Annotated in this window: 16 protein-coding genes and 1 pseudogene; 8 read left to right on the top strand and 9 right to left on the bottom strand. The window is 63.5% G+C overall.

All coding sequences use genetic code 11. The features are described 5' to 3' along the window. Positions 1 to 364: 364 nt before the first annotated feature. The 3 genes from VGH41_RS07520 to VGH41_RS07510 all read left to right on the top strand — a co-directional run bounded on the left by VGH41_RS07520 (position 365) and on the right by VGH41_RS07510 (position 2,649). The gene (locus VGH41_RS07520; RefSeq protein ID WP_331596737.1) at positions 365 to 943 is read left to right on the top strand and encodes a TetR/AcrR family transcriptional regulator; all 579 of its coding nucleotides are present in this window, start codon (positions 365 to 367) and stop codon (positions 941 to 943) included. 80 nt (positions 944 to 1,023) lie between these two features. Further along, the gene (locus VGH41_RS07515) at positions 1,024 to 1,893 is read left to right on the top strand and encodes an SDR family NAD(P)-dependent oxidoreductase (RefSeq protein ID WP_331596736.1); all 870 of its coding nucleotides are present in this window, start codon (positions 1,024 to 1,026) and stop codon (positions 1,891 to 1,893) included. A gap of 42 nt (positions 1,894 to 1,935) precedes the next feature. Beyond that, on the top strand, positions 1,936 to 2,649 hold the full coding sequence (locus tag VGH41_RS07510) for an NAD(P)H-binding protein (protein ID WP_331596735.1): 714 nt from the start codon (positions 1,936 to 1,938) through the stop codon (positions 2,647 to 2,649). Between the two features lie 34 nt (positions 2,650 to 2,683). Here the strand turns inward: VGH41_RS07510 and VGH41_RS07505 are convergent, their stop codons facing one another. Continuing rightward, on the bottom strand, positions 2,684 to 4,087 hold the full coding sequence (locus VGH41_RS07505; RefSeq protein ID WP_331596734.1) for a GGDEF domain-containing protein: 1,404 nt from the start codon (positions 4,085 to 4,087) through the stop codon (positions 2,684 to 2,686). Positions 4,088 to 4,489: 402 nt separating this feature from the next. Here VGH41_RS07505 and VGH41_RS07500 point away from each other — a divergent pair, with 402 nt between their 5' ends. From VGH41_RS07500 to VGH41_RS07490, 3 genes are all read left to right on the top strand, one after another. Continuing rightward, entirely contained in the window at positions 4,490 to 5,998 is a 1,509-nt protein-coding gene (locus tag VGH41_RS07500; RefSeq protein WP_331596733.1) for a sensor domain-containing diguanylate cyclase, read from the top strand. A 125-nt stretch (positions 5,999 to 6,123) separates the two neighbouring features. Further along, entirely contained in the window at positions 6,124 to 6,756 is a 633-nt protein-coding gene (locus VGH41_RS07495; protein ID WP_331596732.1) for a DUF2239 family protein, read from the top strand. Positions 6,757 to 7,360: 604 nt separating this feature from the next. Beyond that, the gene (locus VGH41_RS07490) at positions 7,361 to 8,668 is read left to right on the top strand and encodes a solute carrier family 23 protein (RefSeq protein ID WP_331596731.1); all 1,308 of its coding nucleotides are present in this window, start codon (positions 7,361 to 7,363) and stop codon (positions 8,666 to 8,668) included. A 19-nt stretch (positions 8,669 to 8,687) separates the two neighbouring features. Here the strand turns inward: VGH41_RS07490 and VGH41_RS07485 are convergent, their stop codons facing one another. Then, positions 8,688 to 10,352, bottom strand: a complete 1,665-nt coding sequence (locus VGH41_RS07485; protein WP_331596730.1) for a Na+/H+ antiporter — start codon at positions 10,350 to 10,352, stop codon at positions 8,688 to 8,690. A 362-nt stretch (positions 10,353 to 10,714) separates the two neighbouring features. On the opposite strand from VGH41_RS07485, the gene VGH41_RS07480 reads away from it, so the two are divergent. Both VGH41_RS07480 and VGH41_RS07475 read left to right on the top strand, forming a co-directional pair. Continuing rightward, the gene (locus tag VGH41_RS07480; RefSeq protein ID WP_331596729.1) at positions 10,715 to 11,992 is read left to right on the top strand and encodes an EAL domain-containing protein; all 1,278 of its coding nucleotides are present in this window, start codon (positions 10,715 to 10,717) and stop codon (positions 11,990 to 11,992) included. Positions 11,993 to 12,024: 32 nt separating this feature from the next. Next, on the top strand, positions 12,025 to 12,744 hold the full coding sequence (locus VGH41_RS07475) for a copper homeostasis protein CutC (protein WP_331596728.1): 720 nt from the start codon (positions 12,025 to 12,027) through the stop codon (positions 12,742 to 12,744). A gap of 85 nt (positions 12,745 to 12,829) precedes the next feature. On the opposite strand, the gene VGH41_RS07470 is transcribed toward VGH41_RS07475, so the two are convergent. The 7 genes and pseudogenes from VGH41_RS07470 to VGH41_RS07440 all read right to left on the bottom strand — a co-directional run. After that, a complete protein-coding gene (locus VGH41_RS07470; RefSeq protein ID WP_331596727.1) occupies positions 12,830 to 16,420 on the bottom strand; it encodes an indolepyruvate ferredoxin oxidoreductase family protein in 3,591 nt (1,196 codons plus the stop codon). Between the two features lie 220 nt (positions 16,421 to 16,640). Continuing rightward, positions 16,641 to 17,660 carry an ion channel gene (locus VGH41_RS07465; RefSeq protein WP_331596726.1) on the bottom strand — a complete coding sequence of 340 codons (1,020 nt, stop codon included), beginning with the start codon at positions 17,658 to 17,660 and terminating at the stop codon, positions 16,641 to 16,643. Positions 17,661 to 17,772: 112 nt separating this feature from the next. Beyond that, the gene (locus VGH41_RS07460; protein ID WP_331596724.1) at positions 17,773 to 18,018 is read right to left on the bottom strand and encodes a hypothetical protein; all 246 of its coding nucleotides are present in this window, start codon (positions 18,016 to 18,018) and stop codon (positions 17,773 to 17,775) included. Between the two features lie 84 nt (positions 18,019 to 18,102). Beyond that, positions 18,103 to 18,327 (bottom strand): hypothetical protein, encoded by a 225-nt coding sequence (locus VGH41_RS07455; RefSeq protein WP_331596723.1) that lies wholly within the window; start codon positions 18,325 to 18,327, stop codon positions 18,103 to 18,105. Between the two features lie 71 nt (positions 18,328 to 18,398). Beyond that, complete coding sequence (locus tag VGH41_RS07450) at positions 18,399 to 19,310, bottom strand: carbohydrate kinase (RefSeq protein ID WP_331596722.1); 912 nt, start codon at positions 19,308 to 19,310, stop codon at positions 18,399 to 18,401. 5 nt (positions 19,311 to 19,315) lie between these two features. Beyond that, complete coding sequence (locus VGH41_RS07445) at positions 19,316 to 20,605, bottom strand: AGE family epimerase/isomerase (protein ID WP_331596721.1); 1,290 nt, start codon at positions 20,603 to 20,605, stop codon at positions 19,316 to 19,318. Further along, positions 20,602 to 20,737 (bottom strand): annotated as a pseudogene (locus VGH41_RS07440) (LacI family transcriptional regulator); the annotation flags it as partial. The pseudogene VGH41_RS07440 and the gene VGH41_RS07445, both read right to left, overlap by 4 nt.

The following is a 20,737-nucleotide window of genomic DNA, read 5'->3' as shown; positions in this document are numbered from 1 at the left end:
AACGGACTTTATCAGGTCTGCAGAAAAGACGTAACGGTATGTAACGTATGAACAAATCATGTGGTTGTGACGTGAAACATGCGACCGGCGAGCAGATTTGCTGCGAAAAATAGACTTGTTGAATCATCTGGAAGCAGCATCGACACTTCACTGTTTTGCGATGAATACCTCAATATCAAACTACGAAACGGAAAATGATCGGCCCCGAATTCTGAATCGCATTTTTGAAAACGGGGATGCATTGATTTCCGACTTAATGCAGTTGTCGTCGGACGCGAGCTCTCGCAAATTTCGCTTGAACAAAGGGACAGCGTTACCGTATGATTGAGTGATCACTCATTAATTCATGTGCGACATCATCTGTATGGCCCGTCCGAAAAGCGAAGACAAACGTAACGCCATTCTTGCCGCCGCGACCGAAGTGATCGCCGAGCAGGGACTGGGTGCGCCCACTGCGCGGATCGCCAAGGTAGCGGGCGTCGCCGAAGGCACGCTTTTCACGTACTTCGAGACGAAAGACGAGTTGCTCAACCAGCTGTATCTGGACATCAAGTCCAACATGCGCGAAGTGATGATGGCGGGTTATCCGAAGACCGCCAGCATTCGCAATCGCACGCATCACGTTTGGGGAAAATACGTCGAATGGGGCGTCGCCAACCCGGAAAAACGCCGCGCCATGGCAGCGCTCGGTGCGTCTGACCGGCTGAGCGAACAGACGCGCGCGGCAGGCATGCACGCCTTCGCCGACGTGAACGCCATGATGCATGCGAGTGTTGCCAGCGGCGTGCTGCGCGATCATCCGCCGGCGTTCGTGGCGGCCATCATGGGCGCGCTGGCCGAAACCACCATGGACTTTATCGAGCGGGAACCCGCTCAGGCGGAGCAGTACCGCGAGGCAGGCTTTGACGTGTTCTGGCATGCCGTCGCGCAAGTGGAGGGCTGAAATCGGGCGAGCAACTCTCCACGTTTTTTTAAGCTATTAATGAGTGATTACATGCTCATCGAAACTCACAGGAGTGCATCATGGCAAAGGTATGGCTGGTAACCGGTAGCGCACGCGGACTTGGGCGCAAGATAGTTGAAGCGGCGTTGGCGGCGGGCGAAAGCGTCATTGCGACGGCACGCGATCCCCGTCAGCTGGCGGACTTGCCCGAGCGCTACGGCGAACGCGTGCGCACGGTTGCGCTGGATGTCACGGATGCCGCCGCCGCGCGGGCCGCCGTGCAAGCCGCGCTCGACGCATTCGGGCGCCTCGATGTCGTCGTCAACAATGCGGGCTTTGGCCACCTGGCGCCGTTCGAGCAGGCAAGCGACGAGGACTTCCGCGCACAGATCGATACCAACTTCTATGGCGTGATCAACGTGACGCGCGCCGCGCTGCCGGTCATGCGTCAGCAGCGGGCCGGCCATATCATGCAGATTTCGTCGGTGGGCGGGCGCGTCGGTATTCCGGGACTCAGCGCGTATCAGTCGGCCAAGTGGGCAGTCGGCGGCTTCACCGAAGTGATGAGCCAGGAACTGGCACCCCTCGGCATCAGAATGACCGCGCTGGAACCGGGCGGCATGAAGACGGAATGGGGCGTCGAAGCGAAAGGCGCGCTGCCGGAGGTGTTGCCGGACTACGCGGCGTCGGTGGGCGCGGTGGCCGCGATGCTCGAACAGTACGTCGGCAACGAGACCGGCGACCCCGAGAAGGTGGCGCAGGTCGTGCTGAAGCTGGCGTATCACGAACAGCCGCCGATGCATTTGCTGCTCGGCAGCGACGCGCTTCACTATGCGGGCGAAGCCGAGAAGGCTCGCGCCGCGAGCGGCGAGCTCTGGCGTGAGGTCAGCCTTGCGACGGATTTCACTGCTTCGCCGCAACTGCCCGATTTCCCGCCTTCGCAATCGTGAAGAGCGATTTGGTTGGTCGCGCAACGAATTGGAGCGTGTGAGATGAGAGTGCTGATCTTCGGCGCCACCGGCATGGTGGGACAGGGCGTGTTGCGCGAATGCCTGCGCGCTCAGGATGTGGAGTACGTGCAGACCATCGGCCGTTCGCCGACGGGTCAACTGGATCCGCGTCTCCACGAGATCGTCCATGCGGACATGATGGACTACGGCTCGATTGAAGCATCGCTGCAGGGCTTCGATGCCTGCTTCTTTTGCCTCGGGGTGTCGTCGATGAGGAAGACCGAGGCGGACTATACGCGGCTCACCTATGATTTGACGCTCGCGGCTGCACAAACGCTCGCGCGCCTGAACCCGCAGATGACCTTCGTGTATGTGTCCGGGACCGGCACGGATAGCAGCGAGCAGGGCCGCAGCATGTGGGCCCGCGTGAAGGGCCGCACCGAGAACGCGCTCAAGCGGCTGCCGTTCAAGGCGGTTTATCTGTTCCGTCCAGGCGTGATCGAGCAGTTGCATGGCATTCGTTCGAGGACGCGCTTATACCGGATGATTTATCCGGTGCTTAAGCCGCTGATGTCGTTGCTGCGTTTGTTGATGCCAAACCAGATCGTCACGACCGCAGACGTAGGTCAGGCGATGCTCGAGGTGGCGCGGCACGGCGCGCAAAAAGCAGTGCTCGAGCCGGCGGACATCAACGCGGTGTGCCGCGCGGCAGCGCATCCAGCGGGGACGCCACCGCTGACGCAGCGGGCGGGGTGAGCGGGAGGTAGCCCACGCGCCTTGGCGCGGCCGGCTACGCCGCGATCACCCGGTTACGCCCTTGATGTTTTGCGCGGTAGAGCCGTTCGTCGGCGGCGCGCAGGATATCGTCGATCGTATCGCCGTCGCGGCCGAACTGCGACACGCCGATGCTCACCGTGAGCGGAATCGCTTGCCCCGACTGCACGGCGAACGCGCTGCCGGCGATCGCTTCGCGAATCCGCTCGCCAATCGATTGACCCACCGTTAGCGCGGTCTGCGGCAGCAGCACCATAAACTCTTCGCCGCCTACCCGGGCGACGCCGTCGTACGGGCGGATCGCATCGAGGCATTTCTGCACGAAGCCGCGCAGGATGTCGTCGCCGACCTGATGTCCGTGCGAATCGTTGATCGTCTTGAAGTGGTCGATATCCAGCGCCAGCAGCGAGAACGGCGCGCCGTCGCGCTTGGCGCGCGCGATCTCGGCTTCCACTTGCTCGATGAACTGCCGCCGGTTCGCCACGCCCGTCAGCGGATCGGTGGCGGCGAGACGCTCGAGTTTCTGGTTGGTGCGCTTCAATTCCTGCAACGCGTTCTCCGTGCGGGCCATCGCGTCGGCAAGGCGCGTCATCAATTCCTCCTGGCTATAAATCGTCGCAAACGAGCGCGTGGTGCGGAACGCCTGCACAACGCCATAGCTCAGCAGGAAAAACCCCGCGGCGAAGATTGCATGCGCGAGCCACCACATGTGATTCCACGGGCGCGACAGAATGAATGCGAGCGAGGACAACCCGAACGACGTCACCGAAATACCGAAGATCTTCATGAGCGGCGAGCGGATTCGCCGCGTCAGCATGACCATGATGTTGATCGCCGACAACACTAGCGCGCCGCCTTCCATCGCGAGGCGCACCGCGGGACTGCTCGCGATTGGCGAATACGCCAGTACGCCCACCGCCACATCGATCACCAGAAACAGGCCGATCCAGCCGAGCCAGCGACGCGGATCGCGGCGCTGCGCCTCGGGATCGGCACGCTGATACCAGGAAAGCAGCGCGACAAACAGCAGCGCCGCCATCGCAAGTCGCGACGCCGGTCCGTACAGCAGGAACAGCCAGATGTTGTGGTGCGCCATGCCGGTGAAGGCGCCATGCAGCGCGTAAATCAGCACGAAGCCGAGAAAGCTCAAGGTCAGCCAGCGCAAAAGCGGCTCGCCGGATGACCGGTAGCAGCGCCATGCCACATACGTAACGAACAGGCCCTCGAGCGTCGCCGCCGCAATGGCGATTTCGTGAAAGGCGTGATTCTCGAAGATGAGGAGGGGATTCTGGAAAACGTACAGGTAAGCAATCAGGTAGGCCGGGATCAACGCGAAGCCCGCGATCAGCAAGCTGACATACGCCCGGGTGACAAACTCCACGCTCGGGGATGAGGCGTCATCCGCAGTGCTTGCAGCCATGTGTCGTCCTCCGGAGGTGTGGGATCGTGGCGCCATTCGCATGCGTATTGCGTAGCAACGTTAGATGCCCGTACACCTTTTATGTTCTTCTGGTCAGTCAGCCATTCTTTGATCAGTATAGGCATCCTTACGAGCAAGCACTCAGATTACAAACCCTGCGGAGAGCCGTGAAGTGCAGCGAAAAATCACTATGGCGGGTTGAGCGGGACATGTCCCAAGGATTTCGGGCGTGCGGTAACGCCCGGATCGCGCAACTCGTTCCGGGGTCTGTTACGCTACCGTTTCGAGAGAATCGTGTGCGGCGTAAAAGCTTGCTGTAAGCCGGCCATGCATGGTGACTCCGGGTGGAACCGCAATTTCCAATCACACGCGCGGGCCAACGCGCACTCTAAAAGCAATGACATGGTGACGCGTCGACCGAACGCCGTGATTGTCATCAGCCTCGCCCTTGCCGGCGCGATCCTCGCGATCGCCATCTGGGTATTGACGCAGATGCGTGAAGACGCGCTACGGCGCGCCCAGGATGCGGCCTCCAACCTTACGCTTCTGGCTCAGCGCGACGTGTCGCGCAATCTCGAACTCTACGACCTGTCGCTGCGCGCGCTGATCGAAGGTGTGCAGCATCCGGGCGTCATGGACCTGCCGCGCGACATCCGGCAGATGGTGCTGTTCGACGGCTCGGCAAGTGCCCAGGATATGGGTTCGATGCGCGTGCTGGATGAAACCGGTAAGGCGATTCTCGATTCGCAGTCCGTGACGCCGCGAGATTTCAACGGCGCCGACCGTGACTACTTCGTGGTGCATCGCCGTTCGGCCAACGTCGGCCTGTACATCAGCCATCCGTTCATGCCGCCCGGCGGCGCGGGCTTGAGTATCGCGTTGAGCCGGCGTCTGGCGCATCCCGACGGCAGCTTTGCCGGCGTGGTGGTCGGCACCATGCAACTAAGTTATTTCCAACGCCTGTTTGCCGACATGAATCTCGGCAACTACGGTTCGATGTCGTTGATACTCGATGACGGCACGATGCTGGCGCGACGCCCCTACGATCTGAAGATCATCGGCATCAATCTGTCCGGCACGGCGAATTTCACGCGTTTCACGAAACGAAACAGCGGCGAATTCCTCGGCAAGGCGGCCATCGACGGCGTCGAACGATGGTATGCGTTTCGCCATATCGACGGCGTGCCGCTGGTAGTGGACGTCGCCATATCCACTCATGATGTATACGCCGCATGGCGGCATCGTGCGTGGATCATCGGCTCGCTGATCGGCGCGCTGGACGTCGTGATCATCGCGTTGGCCGTGCTGTTCTCGCAGCAACTGAAGCGCCGTCTCGCGGTGGAGGAAGCCCTGCGCGTGCTCGCGCGCACGGACGGCCTGACGGGCCTCAACAATCGGCGCACCTTCGAGGAGCACGCGGAGCGCCAGTGGCAGCTGGTGCATCGCACCGGGCGGCCGTTGTCGCTGTTGCTGATCGACGTCGACAACTTCAAGGGCTTCAACGATCTCTACGGCCACTCGGCAGGCGACGACGCGCTGATGGCGGTGGCCCGCTGTATCGAGGGCAATGTCAGGCGTCCCGGCGACGTGGCCGCGCGCTACGGTGGCGAGGAGTTTGCGGTGTTGCTGCCGGATACGCCGGCGTATGACGCAGCACTGATCGCCGAGAAAATCCGCGCGGCGGTGCAGGCGCTGGAAGTTCGCCACGTCGCCAGTTCCCATCATTTGCTGACCGTCAGCATTGGTGTGGCCAGCACCGCGAGCCATCCGTTTCCCACCTGCCGGGCGCTCGTCAACGCCGCGGATACCGCCCTCTACGAGGCCAAGGATGCCGGCCGCAATCGCATTCTTTGCTACCCCGTCGCAGCGCGCGCTGACATGCCGGGGATGGCCACCCAACCCAGCCCGTGAACCGCGCCTGACAAGCCGGCCCCGCGTGCTCCGCTCGGCTTCCTGCACATTTAATTCCGGGTAATATTGCGTTCTAATTTTACCCGGATATAATTTGCGCAAGATCCACGACCGGGAGTATCGCGATGACCACGCGAACCACCACATGCATTGCTTTCGAAGGCGTCCGGCGCATTGCGGCTGGCTCATTGGGCGAGGTGGCGCTCGCCGTGAAGAAGGTGACGGAACGCGGGGAACTGGCGCCGGTGCTGGTCTTCGACAGCGTAACGGGCCGACCGGTTGAATTCGATCTGCGCGGTACGGCGGCCGACGTGCTCGCCCGCCTGGCCGCACAAGAAGCTGCCGCCGCGGACGCTGCTGAATCGACGGCGTCGGTAGACCTTGCTGAGGCAGGCGACGATGCCGTGCCGCGTGGCCGTGGCCGTCCGAAGCTGGGCGTGGTGGCGCGTGAGGTGACGCTGCTGCCGCGTCACTGGGACTGGCTGAACCAGCAGTCGGGAGGCGCTTCGGTCGCGCTGCGCAAACTGGTGGAAGCGGCACGCCTCGCCAGCGACGACAAGGACCGCATGCGTGATGCGCAGGAAGCCGTGTATCGCTTCATGACGGCACTTGCGGGCAACTTGCCGGGCTATGAGGAGGCGACACGCGCGCTCTATGTTCCTGATCGAGCGCGCTTTGAAACGTCTATCGCGCAGTGGCCCGAGGACGTGCGAGAACATACGACGCGCCTTGCTGCTTCCGCTTTCGGCGCGGCCTGAGCGTCGCACTCGCGCAATTCGAAGCCTTGAATCAGCGCAGATTGAATTAGCCGCAAAACCAGCAGGCAAAAAAAAGCCGCTCACACCGGGGAGCGTGAGCGGAAAAGTCGGAGAGATACAACTTCGCATGCGCAATATTGGGGGTCACGCAGCAAAGCCAGTGTATTCACCGGCCGCGCCGTGTTGAATCGGACAAGTCCCATTTACCTCATGTAGCTGCGGATCGACGCGTTTCGGCTTCGCTATCGTCTCCCGGTCGTTCCTGCGATTGGCGCGACACGTCCGTGAGTGCCGCGCCGTAACTGGACGGGATGCGCAGGCGGAGCAATCTCGCGGCCGAGTCTGCACAGAGATCCGGCAAGCCTCGTTGAGGATGCTGAAATGAAGTCGTTTGCGCGCAAGCGATGCTGCGTCCGGGTTCGCTGCAGCGCGTCCACGACTTTGCTTGTCAGCGCCAGCGGCTCTCCGTACACTCGCGCGTGTTTTGCACATAGCGTCGAACCCGGCGTCGACCCCGGTGCCGCCGGGCCGGCGCCTGTCGAACGCCGAACCATAAACACGCGATAGACACGCGATCAACACGCCGATAGAGGAGACCCCCGCGATGGCCGATTCCTACTTCCCCCGCTGGCGCACACAGCCGAGCGCCGCCGAGGGCCGCGTCGTCAACACCGACGAGCGGCTCGCCTGGCCGCAGATGATCGCCATGGGCATTCAGCACGTCGTCGCCATGTTCGGCTCGACCGTGCTCGCGCCGCTCCTGATGGGCTTCGATCCGAACCTTTGCATCTTCATGTCTGGCATCGGCACGCTGCTGTTTTTCCTCGTGGTGGGCGGCCGTGTGCCGAGCTATCTGGGCTCGAGCTTCGCGTTCATCGGCCTCGTGATTGCCGTGACCGGCTACGGCGGCCACGGGCCGAATCTGAACGCGCCGGTGGCGCTGGGCGGCATCATCGCGTGCGGCGTGGTCTACGCGATCATCGGGCTGATCGTGTCGGCGGTCGGCACGAGGTGGATAGAAACGCTGATGCCGCCGCTCGTGACAGGCGCGATCGTCTGCGTGATCGGGCTCAACCTCGCTCCGATCGCGGTCAAGGGTGTGAGCGGCAGCAACTTCGACTCGTGGATGGCGCTCGTCACGGTGCTGTGCGTGGCCGCCGTCGCGGTGTTCGCGCGCGGCATGCTGCAGCGCCTGCTGATTCTGGTGGGCCTGCTGGTTGCGTACGTGATCTATGCCATCGTCACCAACGGCCTCGGCATGGGCAAGCCGATCGACTTTTCGATCGTCGCCAACGCGGCCTGGTTCGGCATGCCGCACTTCACCGCGCCCGTGTTCAGCGCGCAGGCCATGACGCTGCTTGCGCCGATCGCCGTGATTCTCGTCGCGGAAAATCTCGGCCATATCAAGGCGGTTAGCGCGATGACCGGACAGAATCTCGACCGCTATGTGGGCCGCGCGTTTCTCGGCGATGGTCTCGCTACGATCGTCTCCGGCTTTGCCGGCGGCACGGGCGTGACGACTTACGCGGAGAACATCGGCGTGATGGCCGTGACCAGAATCTACTCGACGCTCGTGTTCGTGATCGCCGCGCTCATCGCACTGGTGCTCGGCTTCTCGCCGAAGTTCGGTGCGGTGATCCAGACCATCCCCGGACCGGTGCTGGGCGGAGTGTCGATTGTCGTGTTCGGGCTGATCGCGGTGACGGGTGCGCGTATCTGGGTCGTCAACAAGGTGGATTTCTCCGACAACCGCAACCTGATCGTCGCCGCCGTGACGCTCGTATTGGGCGCGGGCGATTTCTCGCTGAAACTGGGCGGCTTCGCGCTGGGTGGCATCGGCACGGCCACCTTCGGCGCGATCATCCTGTATGCGCTGCTGCGCCGTAAGCCGGCGCAACAACCCGCGCTGTGAGCGAAGCGGCTGGGCGCGCTTAAACCCGCGCCCGGCCCCGCGTCGTCAACGCCGTCTCCGACAGATCCACCTCGCGCATCAGCTTGTTCAGCGTCTCGTCATTGATCTTCTGCGTGTTGCGCAACGCCAGCAGCGCCGCGCGTTCCGCGCGCATCGCCGCCAGCTTCATCTGGAATTCGAGCGCATCCGCGCGACGCGCCCGCTCGGCGGGCGCCGTCGCTTCGTCGAGCGTGGCGAGCCGGCGGCGATAGATATCCATCACCCGCGCGGTCACATCCGCCGCATAGGCGGAGGCGGATTCGTCGAGGTCGGCGCTGGTCGTTTCATGCAGACGGTCGACCGCGCGGATCGCGGCTTGCGCGGCGATCTTGCGCGCGGCCTTTTCTTCGGCGGCGTTCGGATCGCGTCCGCGCCGCCAGCCGCGCAGCAACAGCGGCAGTGCAATCACCGCCACCAGCAGCGACACCAGGATCACCCCCGACGCGATAAAGATCGCGAGGTCGCGTCCGGGCAGCGGCGCGTTATTGGGCAGCGCGACGGGCAGCGACAGGATACCGGCCAGCGTCACCGCGCCGCGCACGCCGGCGACTGTCGTAACGGCGACGGTGCGCAGGCCGGGCACGGCGTTCGCCATGCCGAGCTTCGCGGCGCCGCGGCTCGCATACCAGCGCAGCAGCCAGACCCAGACGAACCGCATCGCGTACAGTGCGATCGCGACAGCGGCGATATAGCCGATCAGCATCGCCACCTGCCTGTCGCTGGTCTCATGGGCGTCGAGCAAGGCGCGTCCGAGGATATGCGGGAATTGCAGCCCGAGCAGAATGAACACCATGCCGTTGAAGACGAATTCGATCATCGTCCAGGTGCTGTTCGCGCGCACCCGCGCGGCGACCGGCTCCGCCCGCGAGATGCTGGTGTAGTTCATCATCATGCCGGCCGCGACTGCCGCCAGAATGCCCGAGCAGCCGAAATGTTCGGCGAACAGGTACGCGGCAAACGGTATCAGCAGTGTCATCACCACACTGGGCGCCGGGTCGCCTCCGTCGGTGACGGTGAGAAAGCGTGCCGACGCCAGGCTGAAAAGCCACGAGACCGCCGCGCCGATGGCGAGGCCGCCGGCGGCGATCACCACGAAGCTGATCGACGCATCGCGCAGCGAGAACACCCCGGTCAAGGCAGCCGCAATGGCGAACTTGAGTGCGACGAGGCCTGACGCGTCGTTCATCAACGCCTCGCCTTCGAGGATGTGCATCAGATGCGCCGGAATCTGGTTCTTGCCGGCGATTCCGGAGAGCGCGACCGCGTCGGTCGGCGACAGCACGGCTGCGAGCGCGAAGGCGACCGGCAGCGAAATCTCCGGCACCAGCGCATGAATGAAATAGCCGACCGCCAGCACCGTCATGAACACCAGACCGAGTGCCAGCATCAGGATCGCGCGGCGCGCCATGAAGAACTCGCGCTTCGGGATGCGCCATCCATCCGCGAACAGCAGCGGTGGAATAAAGAGCATCATGAAGATGTCGGGATCGAAGGTGACGTGCAGTCCGAGCCGAGGCCACGCGAGCACGGCGCCCAGCGCGATTTGCACGAGCGGCAGCGGCAACCTGAACGGCAGCGCGCGGGTGCAGATGCCGGATACGGCCACCGCGAGCAAGAGAATCAGGACGGTAAAGACAATTTCCATCGGGCGTGTTTTCGCTTGGGGCGGCGTGTCGCGGCCTGCCGGATGTCCTATCGGATGACGGCTAACGAATGGCTGACACGCGCGGGCAATAAGGCCGAAGTTTAGCCCGAGGCGTTTGCGGAACGTTGTGAAAGCACAGCAGAGGACCAGGTTGCCACGCACCGTTGCGGTGCGTCGTGCGCCCCGACACGACGCAGGCAACTCCAGTCGGTGCAGCGTCGCATGCAAACTTCGGCTGGATGTGGGCCAGCGTGCGCACGGAGCTTGCTTAAGCAGTGTCGATGACGCACATTTTGAGAACTGGGCCTGTGGCTTTTCGCCTTCGCGATTGGACCGGCCCCGCGCTCGCGTGAGAGGAATGCATGACGATTGCGCAACAGGAAAGGACGGCGGCCGCGCCGCATGGTTTTGAAGTCAGCGTGACTTCAGGGCTGGAACGATATTCGGTGCAGCACGGGGATCTGGAATTGACGAGCGTGTTCCAGCCGATTTTCAGCCTGTCGCACATGCGCGCGGTCGGCTACGAAGGTTTGCTGCGGGCTCACGATTCGCTCGACCGGCCGGTGTCGCCGCTCGACGTTTTCGGCCAGGCCGCGCGCCTCGGCGATGTGCTGCAGGTGGACCGGCTGGCGCAGGCCTTGCACCTGGAAAACTTCAAGGTATTGGGTGCCGAGACAGAGTGGCTGTTCCTCAACGTTCATCCGGGGGCGCTGACCGATCCGTATCACGCTGCCGCGCTGCTGGCCAACCTGCGGCGGCTCGACCTGCCGCCACGGCGCATCGTGCTCGAAGTGCTCGAACAGCGCGCGGAAGATCTCGAACGTCTGGCCGAAGCGGTGCGCCGGTTCCGCGAACTCGGCTTCCTGATTGCGCTGGATGACTTCGGCGCCGGGCATTCGAATGTCGAACGCATCTGGCAACTGAATCCGGACATCGTGAAGCTCGACCGGATCATGCTGTCGCATGCTGCGCATCGCGCGGATATGGCGACCATTCTGCCCGGCCTGGTTGCGTTGTTGCACGAGGCGGGCAAGCTGGTGCTGATCGAAGGCGTGGAGACCGAGCATGAGGCGCAGATGGCGCTCGCCTGCGATGCAGACTTCGTACAGGGCTTCTTCTTCGGCCGGCCCAATCCCGGTGCCACCGATAGCGCGCAAGCCACGACCATCATCAGCGAAGTCACCGAACGCTACCGCACCCAGACCGAGGCCCGCGAGCGCCGCAATGCGAGCCGCCTCGCACCGTACGTCCGTGCCTTCGAGCGGGCGGCGGAGCGGCTTGCGGCCGGCGAGCCGCTCGAAGAAGTGTGCTGGAATTTCCTCGCGCTCGATCACGCCGCGCGTTGTTTCCTGCTGGATGCAAAGGGCCGCCAGGCCGGCCGCAATGTGGTGTTGCGCGCTGATCGCGCGGCACACGAAACGCGCTTTCTGCCGCTCGCCGACGCGCAGGGCGCCAACTGGCTGCGCCGGCCGTATTTCCGCGCGGCGATCAATGCGCCGGAGCGGGTGCATGTGACGCGGCCGTATTTGTCGATCAACGAGGCCCTGCCGTGCGTGACGCTTTCGGTGGCCACGCATGTCGGCGAGCAGACCTGCGTGCTATGCGGCGATATTGATTGGGCCGAGGAAGAGCGCATCTGAGATCATGTCGTTTTCAACGACGCCGATCTGTCATGTCTTCTCAGTCATCCGCTCCGTCTGTTCTGCTCGAGGTGATCGCCACGACCGTATCCGACGCGCGGCTTGCCGCGCAGGCGGGCGCCGACCGGCTCGAACTGGTCACCGCAATGGGCGAGGGCGGCCTGACGCCCAGCCTCGGCTTGATCGAAGCGGTGGTTGCGGCCGTTGAAATACCGGTGAACGTGATCGTGCGGCCGCATAGCCGCTCATTCGTGTTCGATGCGGATAACTACGCGGTGATGCTGCGCGACGTGCGTGCCATTGCGGCGACAGGCGCAAATGGTGTGGTGATCGGCATGCTGGGCGCGGATGGCGAGATCGACCGTGACGGTCTGGCGCGGGTGATCGATGCGGCGGATGCGCTGAAGATCACGTTTCATCGCGCGTTCGATGCAGCGCGGGATCTGCAGAAGGCGCTTGACGTGTTGCTGGGGTTCGAGGCGGTGACGAATGTGCTGACCTCGGGCGGGCAGCCTTCGGTACTGCAGGCCGAACAGATGATGCGGACGCTGGTCGGGCAAACCGCGGGCTCGCATTGCACGGTGCTGGCGGGAGCGGGATTGACGGTAGATGCGGTGGCGGGGTTCGTGCGGGCCACCGGCGTCAAGGCGGTGCACTTTGGCTCAGGTGTGCGGGTTGGAGGGAATGGGCTCGCAGCGGTGGATTCCCAAAAGATTGCGCGGGTGAGGGCGGAGCTGGACGCGCCGTCCTGACCATTTTCTGGGTGGGCCTATGAGCTTATAACCGCGCACCGTTCCAAACCGCATCCTCTCCTGAACGACGCGCGCCTTCTTTAACTCACTTCACGACCACCACTGGAATTCCCCGCAAGGTTCCCGCGCCCTTGGCGTCGTCGAGCGCCTGCTTCACCGCCGCGCCCGTTGTCGCCTCAATCTGCAGGCGTGCGGCCAACTCGCGTTCGGTGCGCTTCACGCCGGCCAGATTCGCCAGCTTGACGTGTCCGTAGCCGCGAATGCGCGCATGCAACTCAGCGAGCTTTGCGACGTCCTCCGCATTCGCCGTGTCCAGCTTCGTGAACGCACGTTGCAGGGTCGATTCGTAATCGTCGGCGAGCTGACGTTCCATGCGGCGTTCGAGCGTGCGGCCGAACGGATCGAGCATCGTGCCGCGCAGTCCACTGAACTTCGCCATCACGCCCAGCACCGGCCATAGCCACTGGCCGAAGGTTTGCTTCACGGGTGTGGCACCCTGCTGCGGGCGCACCAGCGTCGGCGGCGCCAGGTTGAATTTCACGCCAAAATCTTTGCCCGCGACGCCTTCAAATTGCGCTTCGAGCGACGCGCGAAACGCGCTGTCGGTATGCAGGCGCGCCACTTCGTATTCATCCTTCACGGCCAGCAGCCGATAAAACGTCGTCGCGACAGCCCGTGTCACACGCTCACCGGATGCGTTGCCAATGGCCGCTTCCGCACGCCGCGCCGCCTCGACCAGCGCACGATAGCGCTTCACGTAGCGCTCGCCGCCGTAGACCGCGAGGCGCCCTTCGCGATGCGCGATCAGCTCATCCACGGTGTCGACGCGCACCGGCTGTTGCGCGCCGTGACGCGCCTGCCAAAGCGATTCCAGCGCAGCCGGATCAGCAGCCGCAAGACGGCCCACCGAAAACGCCAGCTGATTCATTTGCACCGCGACGTTGTTCAGTTCGATCGCGCGCATCAGCGCCGCGAACGACACCGGCACGAGTCCCAGCTGCCAGGCAAAACCGAGCATCAGAATATTGGCGCCGATCGTATCGCCGAGAAAACGCGTCGCCAGCGCCTGGGCATCACAGGCGGACATGAAGTCGTCGCCCGCCGCATGACGCATCTTGTCGATCAACGCGTCGGCGTGCAGGTTCGCATCCGGGTTCTGCACGAATGTCGCATTTGGAATGGCGTGCGTGTTCACGACGATCCGCGTGCGGCCGTGGCGCACGGTCTGCAGCGCGTCCGAACTTGCGCCGACCACCATGTCGCATGCCAGCAGCACGTCGGCCTGCTGCGTGTCGATGCGTACCTGGTTGAGCCACTCGTCGCGCGCGGCAAAACGTACGAACGAGAGCACCGAGCCGCCTTTCTGCGCAAAGCCCATGAAGTCGAGCACCGACGCACTCTTGCCTTCCAGATGCGCCGCCATGCTGATCAACGCGCCCACTGTCACGACGCCGGTGCCGCCCACGCCCGTCACCAGAATGTCGTACGGCGCGGCATCGAGCTGGGTGGCCGGAACCGGCAGCGCGTCGACTCGCGCGGCCAGCGCCGCCGCGTCGAAGGCCACGCCCGCGGCCTTCTTCAGCTTGCCGCCTTCGATCGTCACGAAACTCGGACAGAAGCCGTTCACGCACGAGTAATCCTTGTTGCACGACGACTGGTCGATGCGGCGCTTGCGGCCCAGCGCAGTCTCGACCGGTTCCACCGACAGACAGTTCGACTGCACGCCGCAATCGCCGCAGCCTTCGCACACTTCCTCGTTGATAAAGAGGCGCTTGTCGGGATCGGGGAATTCGCCTTTCTTGCGGCGCCGGCGCTTCTCGGCGGCGCAGGTCTGATCGTAGATCAGCACGGTGACGCCATCGGTGTCGCGCAGTTCGCGTTGCACCGCGTCCAGTTCGCTACGGTGATGAAACGTCGTGCCCTGCGGAAACACTCCATGATGACCGTCGTATTTCTCGGGCTCGTCACTCACCACGACGAAGCGCGACACCCCTTCGGCTTCCACCTGGCGCGCAATCTGCGGCACCGAAATGCTGCCGTCGACCGGCTGACCGCCGGTCATCGCCACCGCGTCGTTATACAGAATCTTGTAGGTGATGGTGGCCTTCGCCGCCACCGCCTGGCGGATCGCCAGAATGCCGGAGTGGAAGTACGTGCCGTCGCCGAGGTTCTGGAACACGTGACGCGTTTTCGTGAACATCGAATGCGAGGCCCAGTCGACGCCTTCGCCGCCCATCTGGATGAGCCCCGTCGTGTCGCGCTCCATCCACGAGGCCATGAAGTGACAGCCGATGCCGGCTTGCGCGATCGAACCGTCCGGCACTTTGGTCGACGTGTTGTGCGGGCAGCCGGGGCAAAAATAGGGCGTGCGTTTCACGGCGTCGGCCGCGTTCGAGAGGATTTGCGGCGCGACCAGATCGACGACGCGTTCGCGTCGATCGAGTGCGGGCTTGTGCCGCGCCAGCCAGTTCGCAAACACCGGCAAGATGCGTGACGGCCGCAATTCGCCTAGCGCCGACAGCAGCAGCGTGCCGTCCTGTGCGTGCTTGCCGATCACGACAGGACGTGCGCCGTCAGTCCGGTTGTACAGATAGTCCTTGATCTGCTGTTCGATGACCGGGCCCTTCTCCTCGATCACGAGCACTTCAGAGAGGCCGCTAACGAACGCGTCGATACGCGTCATTTCCAGCGGGAACGACAGCCCCACCTTGTAGATCCGCACGCCGGCCGCTTCCAGATCGGCGACGCTCAGATCGAGCCGGCGCAGCGTTTCCATCAGGTCCAGATGCGCCTTGCCGCAGGTGACGATGCCGACGTTCGCGTGCGGACTGGGCGCGATCCATTTGTCGATGCTGTTGGTGCGCGCGAAATGGCGCACGGCGTCAAGCTTCGCGGCGAGCCGCGCTTCGATGGTGAGACTCGGCAGATCGGGCCAGCGGTTATGCAAACCGCCGGCTGGCGCCTGAAAATCACGTGGCGTGTTCCATTCGGTCTGGAGTGCATCCAGATCGACTGTGGAGCCGGACTCGACCGTCTCCGAAATAGCCTTGTAGCCGACCCAGGCCCCCGAGAAGCGCGACAGGGCCCAGCCGTACAGGCCGAATTCGAGCATGTCCGCGACGTTCGACGGATTCACCACCGGCATGTGCCAGGCCATCATCGCGAAGTCGCTTTGATGCGGCATCGACGACGATACGCAGCCGTGATCGTCACCCGCCACCACCAGCACGCCGCCATGCGGCGACGAACCATACGCGTTGCCGTGCTTTAGCGCATCGCCCGCGCGATCCACGCCCGGGCCCTTGCCGTACCACATCGCAAACACGCCTTCGACAGTGCGCTCCGGATCCGACTCCACCCGCTGCGTACCGAGCACGGCCGTACCGCCGAGTTCTTCATTGATGGCAGGCAGAAAGCGGATATCGCTCGCGCTGAGCAGTTTCTTCGCCTTCCACAATTGCTGGTCGACCATGCCGAGCGGCGAGCCGCGATAGCCGCTGATAAAGCCCGCGGTGTTCATGCCGCGCGCCTGATCGAGGGCGCGTTGCATCAGCGCAAGACGCACGAGCGCCTGCGTGCCGGTCAGGAAGATGCGGCCGCGTGAGGCGGTGAGGTTATCGGAAAGCTTGTAATCGGCGAGAGCCGGCGTGCCGTCGATGGGCAGGCGAGCGGTCATTGTGAGTCTCCGTTGTTATGCATTCGCGCGCGCTGGGTGCGGACCGCCAGGGCAATCAGGGCCGTCGCTCCGCGTTCGCGTCGAAAGAGACTCTATTTTTTAGCGCCGATTAGAGTAAATTTTTGCTAGTTTGCTGCGTTGTTCATTGGAAGCGGTGAAGTACTGCGCAAATTCATCGGGTTTTGAGTCAGATCTGCGCGCGCCGCCTGTTTCGCGTGCATCAGGCGCCCGGTACGGTGTTCGGCTTGATGGTGACCGGCGGCGTCGCGCGCGGTTCGAGCGGCACGACTTCATCGAAATGTGCGTAGTCGATATGGCTCACGCCTTCTTCTTCGCGGATCAGATCGACATAGCGATGCTGCCAGCGGATGTCGTCCGCTTCCCACGCATGACGTGCCTGCATGGTCTGCGAAGTGGATTCATCGGCGCCTTCGATGGTGATCAGTAACGACGCGTCGCGGGCTTTCATCGACTCGGCGGTTTCGCCGAATAGCGGGCTGGTTTCGTCGATGATATGCATCACCGTCCAGCCATACAGAAACGCGGGATGCTGTTCGCGCACGAGCGGCAGGTCGTAGAGTTTGCGCGACGGGTAACCTTCGAGGCTGGTTTCGAGGCGCATGATGCGCAGCTTGGCGCGCGCTTCGGCGATCACATTCTGGCGGCCGTTGGCGGCCCGCGCCATCAGCGTCATGTGTCCATCAATGGGGCGGATCACCACGTAACGGGCAAACCGGATCATGGCGCGCGGCCGCGAAAAGCGCGCGAAGATGAGGCCGGTGGCCAAGGCAATGCTCGACATGCCGATGAAGATTTCCAGCGTGGCGACCAGGTGTCCGTACACCGTTTGCGGATGCATATCGCCGTAGCCGACCGTCGCGAGGGTTTCGACGCTGAAGAAAAACGCGCCGGCGAAACCCTGTGGAGACTGGTTCGCGATCGGTGCCGTGCCGAGCATGTAAAGCGAAGCGAACACGGTATTGAGCAGCAGAAACACCGTGGCCAGCGACACGAAGAAGACTGGCCAGTTGACCGTCAACGCGTTGTGATAGATGTCCTGCCAGAAACGCACCGGCATGCCGTGCGCGACGATGACCCGCGAGTTCAGTCGCAGTTCTCGGCTGCCGCGCGGCAAGCGCCTGCCGGAGGCCGCGGTGTCGCCCGGGGTCGTGCCGGTAGTGCTGCCGGTGCGCGCGCTGGTGCCTGAGCCGGTAGCGCGGTCTGACGTGTCGATCGCCATTTCGTGTTTGTTCTTGGGCTTGAAAACGCGCAAAGCGTAGCACGCCACCGCGCGCATTCAGACAAAGCTTGAATCACGGCTTGCGAGCCGATACGCAACGTCCACCCACACTTCACGGAAACGCGCGCGGCTTCGGAATACCCGCGCCGTGTTCGATATCCGCGACGGCCTGGAGATGCGCCGCTTCGATCGCTTCGGTTTCACTTGCATAGCCGGTGTCGCCGCCGACCGTGGTCCACGTCTGCACCGCAGTGTCGCGATGACGGATTTCATATTCCGCGTCCCAGCGCGCGCCTTGCAGTTCGAGCGGGCGCACGTGGATCGCATACACGCCAAAGAGGAAGAGCTGTTCAGCCATCATCGCCTCCAGCCGGTTGAGTCGCGGTGAGTTCGCAAAGGCGTAGCAGAAACGCAGGCACGCGGCGCGCGCCGCCGCGTTTTTCTAGAATTCGATTTCGCCGAGGATGCGGTGAGCGAGCGCCTTTGCTTCCTCGAGGGCTTCTTCTTCGGTCGTCGACGTCGCCTCGACTTCGTACAAGGTGTTTTCCAGTTCGTCGCCTTCATCGCGCGCGAGTGCAACGACGCCCCGGAATTGCCCGCCGTCTACCGGACGCACCGTGGCGGTGGCCGTGTAGAGCCCTTTCGTATAGGTGATGTCCTCGACCATGATGCATCTCCTGCAAGGGGGAGATTCCATCGTAGCACGCGGATTTAAGACTTACCGGCGAAGTGGCTCGCTCACCCTTCCAGCAATGCCACCACTTCATCCAGCGACGGCGAATGCGCCCCCGAGTGGCGGCACGCCGCTGCGCCCGCGGCCAGCGCAAACGCAAGATGTTCTGGCCAGGTGCGTTGCGGCGCCGTCATCAGACTGAACAGGAGGCCGCCAATCGACGCGTCGCCGGCACCGACCGTATCCGCTACTTCGACGCGCGGCGGCTGTGCCTCGATGAGCGTGTCGCCATGGAAGAGGGTCGCTTTGTCCGAGCCGCGGGTGACGAGCAGCGTCGCGGACGGATTCATCGCGCGCAACCGGGCGATCGCTTCGGCTTCGGTGGTTTTGAAGAGCTGGCTCAGATCTTCGTCGGAGACCTTGATCAGGTCCGCGAGCGCGGCCATCTTGCGCAGCGTCGGCTCGTAGCCGTGCGCCATCAGGTTGCGGTAATTCGGGTCGAAGCTGATCTTGACGCCGCGCGAGCGCAACTCGGCGGCGAGCTTGGCCAGCGTATCGCCGAGCGGCTGGCGCACGAGGCTGATACAGCCGAAGTGCGCCCACTTCACCTGACTCATCCAGCCTTCGGGCAGGCGCGACGGATCGAACGCGAGGTCGGCGCCGTTCTCGCCCATGAAGAAGTACGCAGGCGGATGCGTTTGATGAACGATCGCCAGCAGCGGCGGATGCTCGACGCGCTGCATGAAACGCATGTCGAGACCCGCGGCGACGCTCGCGTTCCACAGTTCATCGGAGAAGTTGTCCGTGCCGAGCGAGCCGGCGCACGCGGTGGGCAAGCCGAGCCGCGCGACCGCGCGCGCGACGTTCCAGCCGGCGCCTCCCGGGCGCGACAGCCAATGCGAGTCGCCGGTGCGTACGAGGTCGGTCAGGATGTCGCCGGCCGAGACGAAGAAGGGAAATTCAGTGCTCGCGCTCATGATGCTCACCGTGCGGATTCAGATTCAGTTGAGTCGGACGCGTCGGCAGGCAGTGCATGTGCCAGCACTTCGTAGCATGCGCCCATCGTGTGATAGTCGGTCTTGCCGGCGGGGCTCTTCTCGTCGCTGTACTTGCGATTGTCGCAAGTCAGGATGCGATACCACGCGCCGTATTTATGGTCGACAAAGTGCGCCCAACTATAGCGCCAGATTTCGTCGTACCAGTCCCAGAAGCGCTCGTTGCCGGTGCGTTTGCCGAGCAGCGCGGCGGTCGCGAAGGTTTCGGCCTGCACCCAGAAATACTTGTCGTGATCGCAGACCGTGCCGTCCGGGCCGAAGCCGTAGTGGAGGCCGCCGTGATCGTCGTCCCACGCGCGGGTCATGGCGGCGTCGAACAGTTCGATCGCACGCGGCAGCAGCCACGGCAACGGACGATGCCGTTCGAGGATCAGCAGCAGCTTGGCCCATTCGGTCTGGTGGCCTGGCTGAAAGCCCCACGGACGGAAGATGTTCGAGCTGTCTTCCTCGTTGTAGTGCCAGTCCACCGACCAGTCCGCATGGAAATGTTCCCACACGAGGCCTTGCGAAAGCTTCGCCTGACGCAGCGTGATGTTCGACGCCACCCGTTCCGCGCGGTCCAGATAGACGAGGTGGCCGGTTGCCTCGTAGGCGGCGAGCAGCGCCTCGGTCGTGTGCATGTTGGCGTTCTGGCCGCGATACGAACTCACGCGCCAGTCGGGCGTGGCTTCATCGGCGTACAGGCCGGCGGCGGCGTCCCAGAAGCGGTGTTCCATCAGTTCGAAGGTGGCGCCGATCATGGGCCGCGCTTCTTCGATGCCGGCCATCGCAGCATGCGAATAAGCGAGCAGCACGAAGGCGAGGCCGTAGCAATGACGCGTGGCATCCAGCACGTGCTTGCTGCCGTCGCGCCAGTCGAGTTCCCAGTCGTAGCCCTTGTGCCCGGCGTCCCAGTGCACGTCGCGCAGGAAAGTCAAGCCGTGGCGCGCGTACTCCAGATGCTTCGGATCGCCGAACTCGCGATACGCCATCGCGTAGTTGAAGACGTAGCGGCAACTGCTGACGAGGTGGCGCGTGGTGCGGTTATAGACGGAACCGTCGTCGCGGAAGAAATGATAGAAACCGCCACTCGGATCGAACACATTCGGCGCATAGAAGCGCAAGGTGTCCTGAATGTGCGAGTGCAGGAAAGCACGGTCGCGGAAGGTGGCGACGGCAGGCGCTTTGGGCGCCACGCCGGTGGCCTGATCAGGTTGAGTCGTATCGGATTGCGTCATGGCTTTTTCACCGAGGTACTGGCACGGGCAATGAGATGAACGGGCAACCGGACTTCTGTTTCGGCGGGCGCGTCTTCGAGCAGCAAGTCGACGCCGCGCCGTCCGAGCGCTTCCTTGTCGACCGAAATGGTG

The sequence above is a fragment of the Paraburkholderia sp. genome (assembly GCF_036488795.1).
Lineage (GTDB): Bacteria > Pseudomonadota > Gammaproteobacteria > Burkholderiales > Burkholderiaceae > Paraburkholderia.
This window is presented reverse-complemented; position numbering and strand designations above follow the sequence as displayed.

Coding starts and splice junctions, on each gene's coding strand:
- VGH41_RS07520 (WP_331596737.1), top strand. CDS start 365: ATGGCCCGTCCGAAAAGCGAAGACAAACGTAACGCCATTCTTGCCGCC.
- VGH41_RS07515 (WP_331596736.1), top strand. CDS start 1,024: ATGGCAAAGGTATGGCTGGTAACCGGTAGCGCACGCGGACTTGGGCGC.
- VGH41_RS07510 (WP_331596735.1), top strand. CDS start 1,936: ATGAGAGTGCTGATCTTCGGCGCCACCGGCATGGTGGGACAGGGCGTG.
- VGH41_RS07505 (WP_331596734.1), bottom strand. CDS start 4,087: ATGGCTGCAAGCACTGCGGATGACGCCTCATCCCCGAGCGTGGAGTTT.
- VGH41_RS07500 (WP_331596733.1), top strand. CDS start 4,490: ATGGTGACGCGTCGACCGAACGCCGTGATTGTCATCAGCCTCGCCCTT.
- VGH41_RS07495 (WP_331596732.1), top strand. CDS start 6,124: ATGACCACGCGAACCACCACATGCATTGCTTTCGAAGGCGTCCGGCGC.
- VGH41_RS07490 (WP_331596731.1), top strand. CDS start 7,361: ATGGCCGATTCCTACTTCCCCCGCTGGCGCACACAGCCGAGCGCCGCC.
- VGH41_RS07485 (WP_331596730.1), bottom strand. CDS start 10,352: ATGGAAATTGTCTTTACCGTCCTGATTCTCTTGCTCGCGGTGGCCGTA.
- VGH41_RS07480 (WP_331596729.1), top strand. CDS start 10,715: ATGACGATTGCGCAACAGGAAAGGACGGCGGCCGCGCCGCATGGTTTT.
- VGH41_RS07475 (WP_331596728.1), top strand. CDS start 12,025: ATGTCTTCTCAGTCATCCGCTCCGTCTGTTCTGCTCGAGGTGATCGCC.
- VGH41_RS07470 (WP_331596727.1), bottom strand. CDS start 16,420: ATGACCGCTCGCCTGCCCATCGACGGCACGCCGGCTCTCGCCGATTAC.
- VGH41_RS07465 (WP_331596726.1), bottom strand. CDS start 17,660: ATGGCGATCGACACGTCAGACCGCGCTACCGGCTCAGGCACCAGCGCG.
- VGH41_RS07460 (WP_331596724.1), bottom strand. CDS start 18,018: ATGGCTGAACAGCTCTTCCTCTTTGGCGTGTATGCGATCCACGTGCGC.
- VGH41_RS07455 (WP_331596723.1), bottom strand. CDS start 18,327: ATGGTCGAGGACATCACCTATACGAAAGGGCTCTACACGGCCACCGCC.
- VGH41_RS07450 (WP_331596722.1), bottom strand. CDS start 19,310: ATGAGCGCGAGCACTGAATTTCCCTTCTTCGTCTCGGCCGGCGACATC.
- VGH41_RS07445 (WP_331596721.1), bottom strand. CDS start 20,605: ATGACGCAATCCGATACGACTCAACCTGATCAGGCCACCGGCGTGGCG.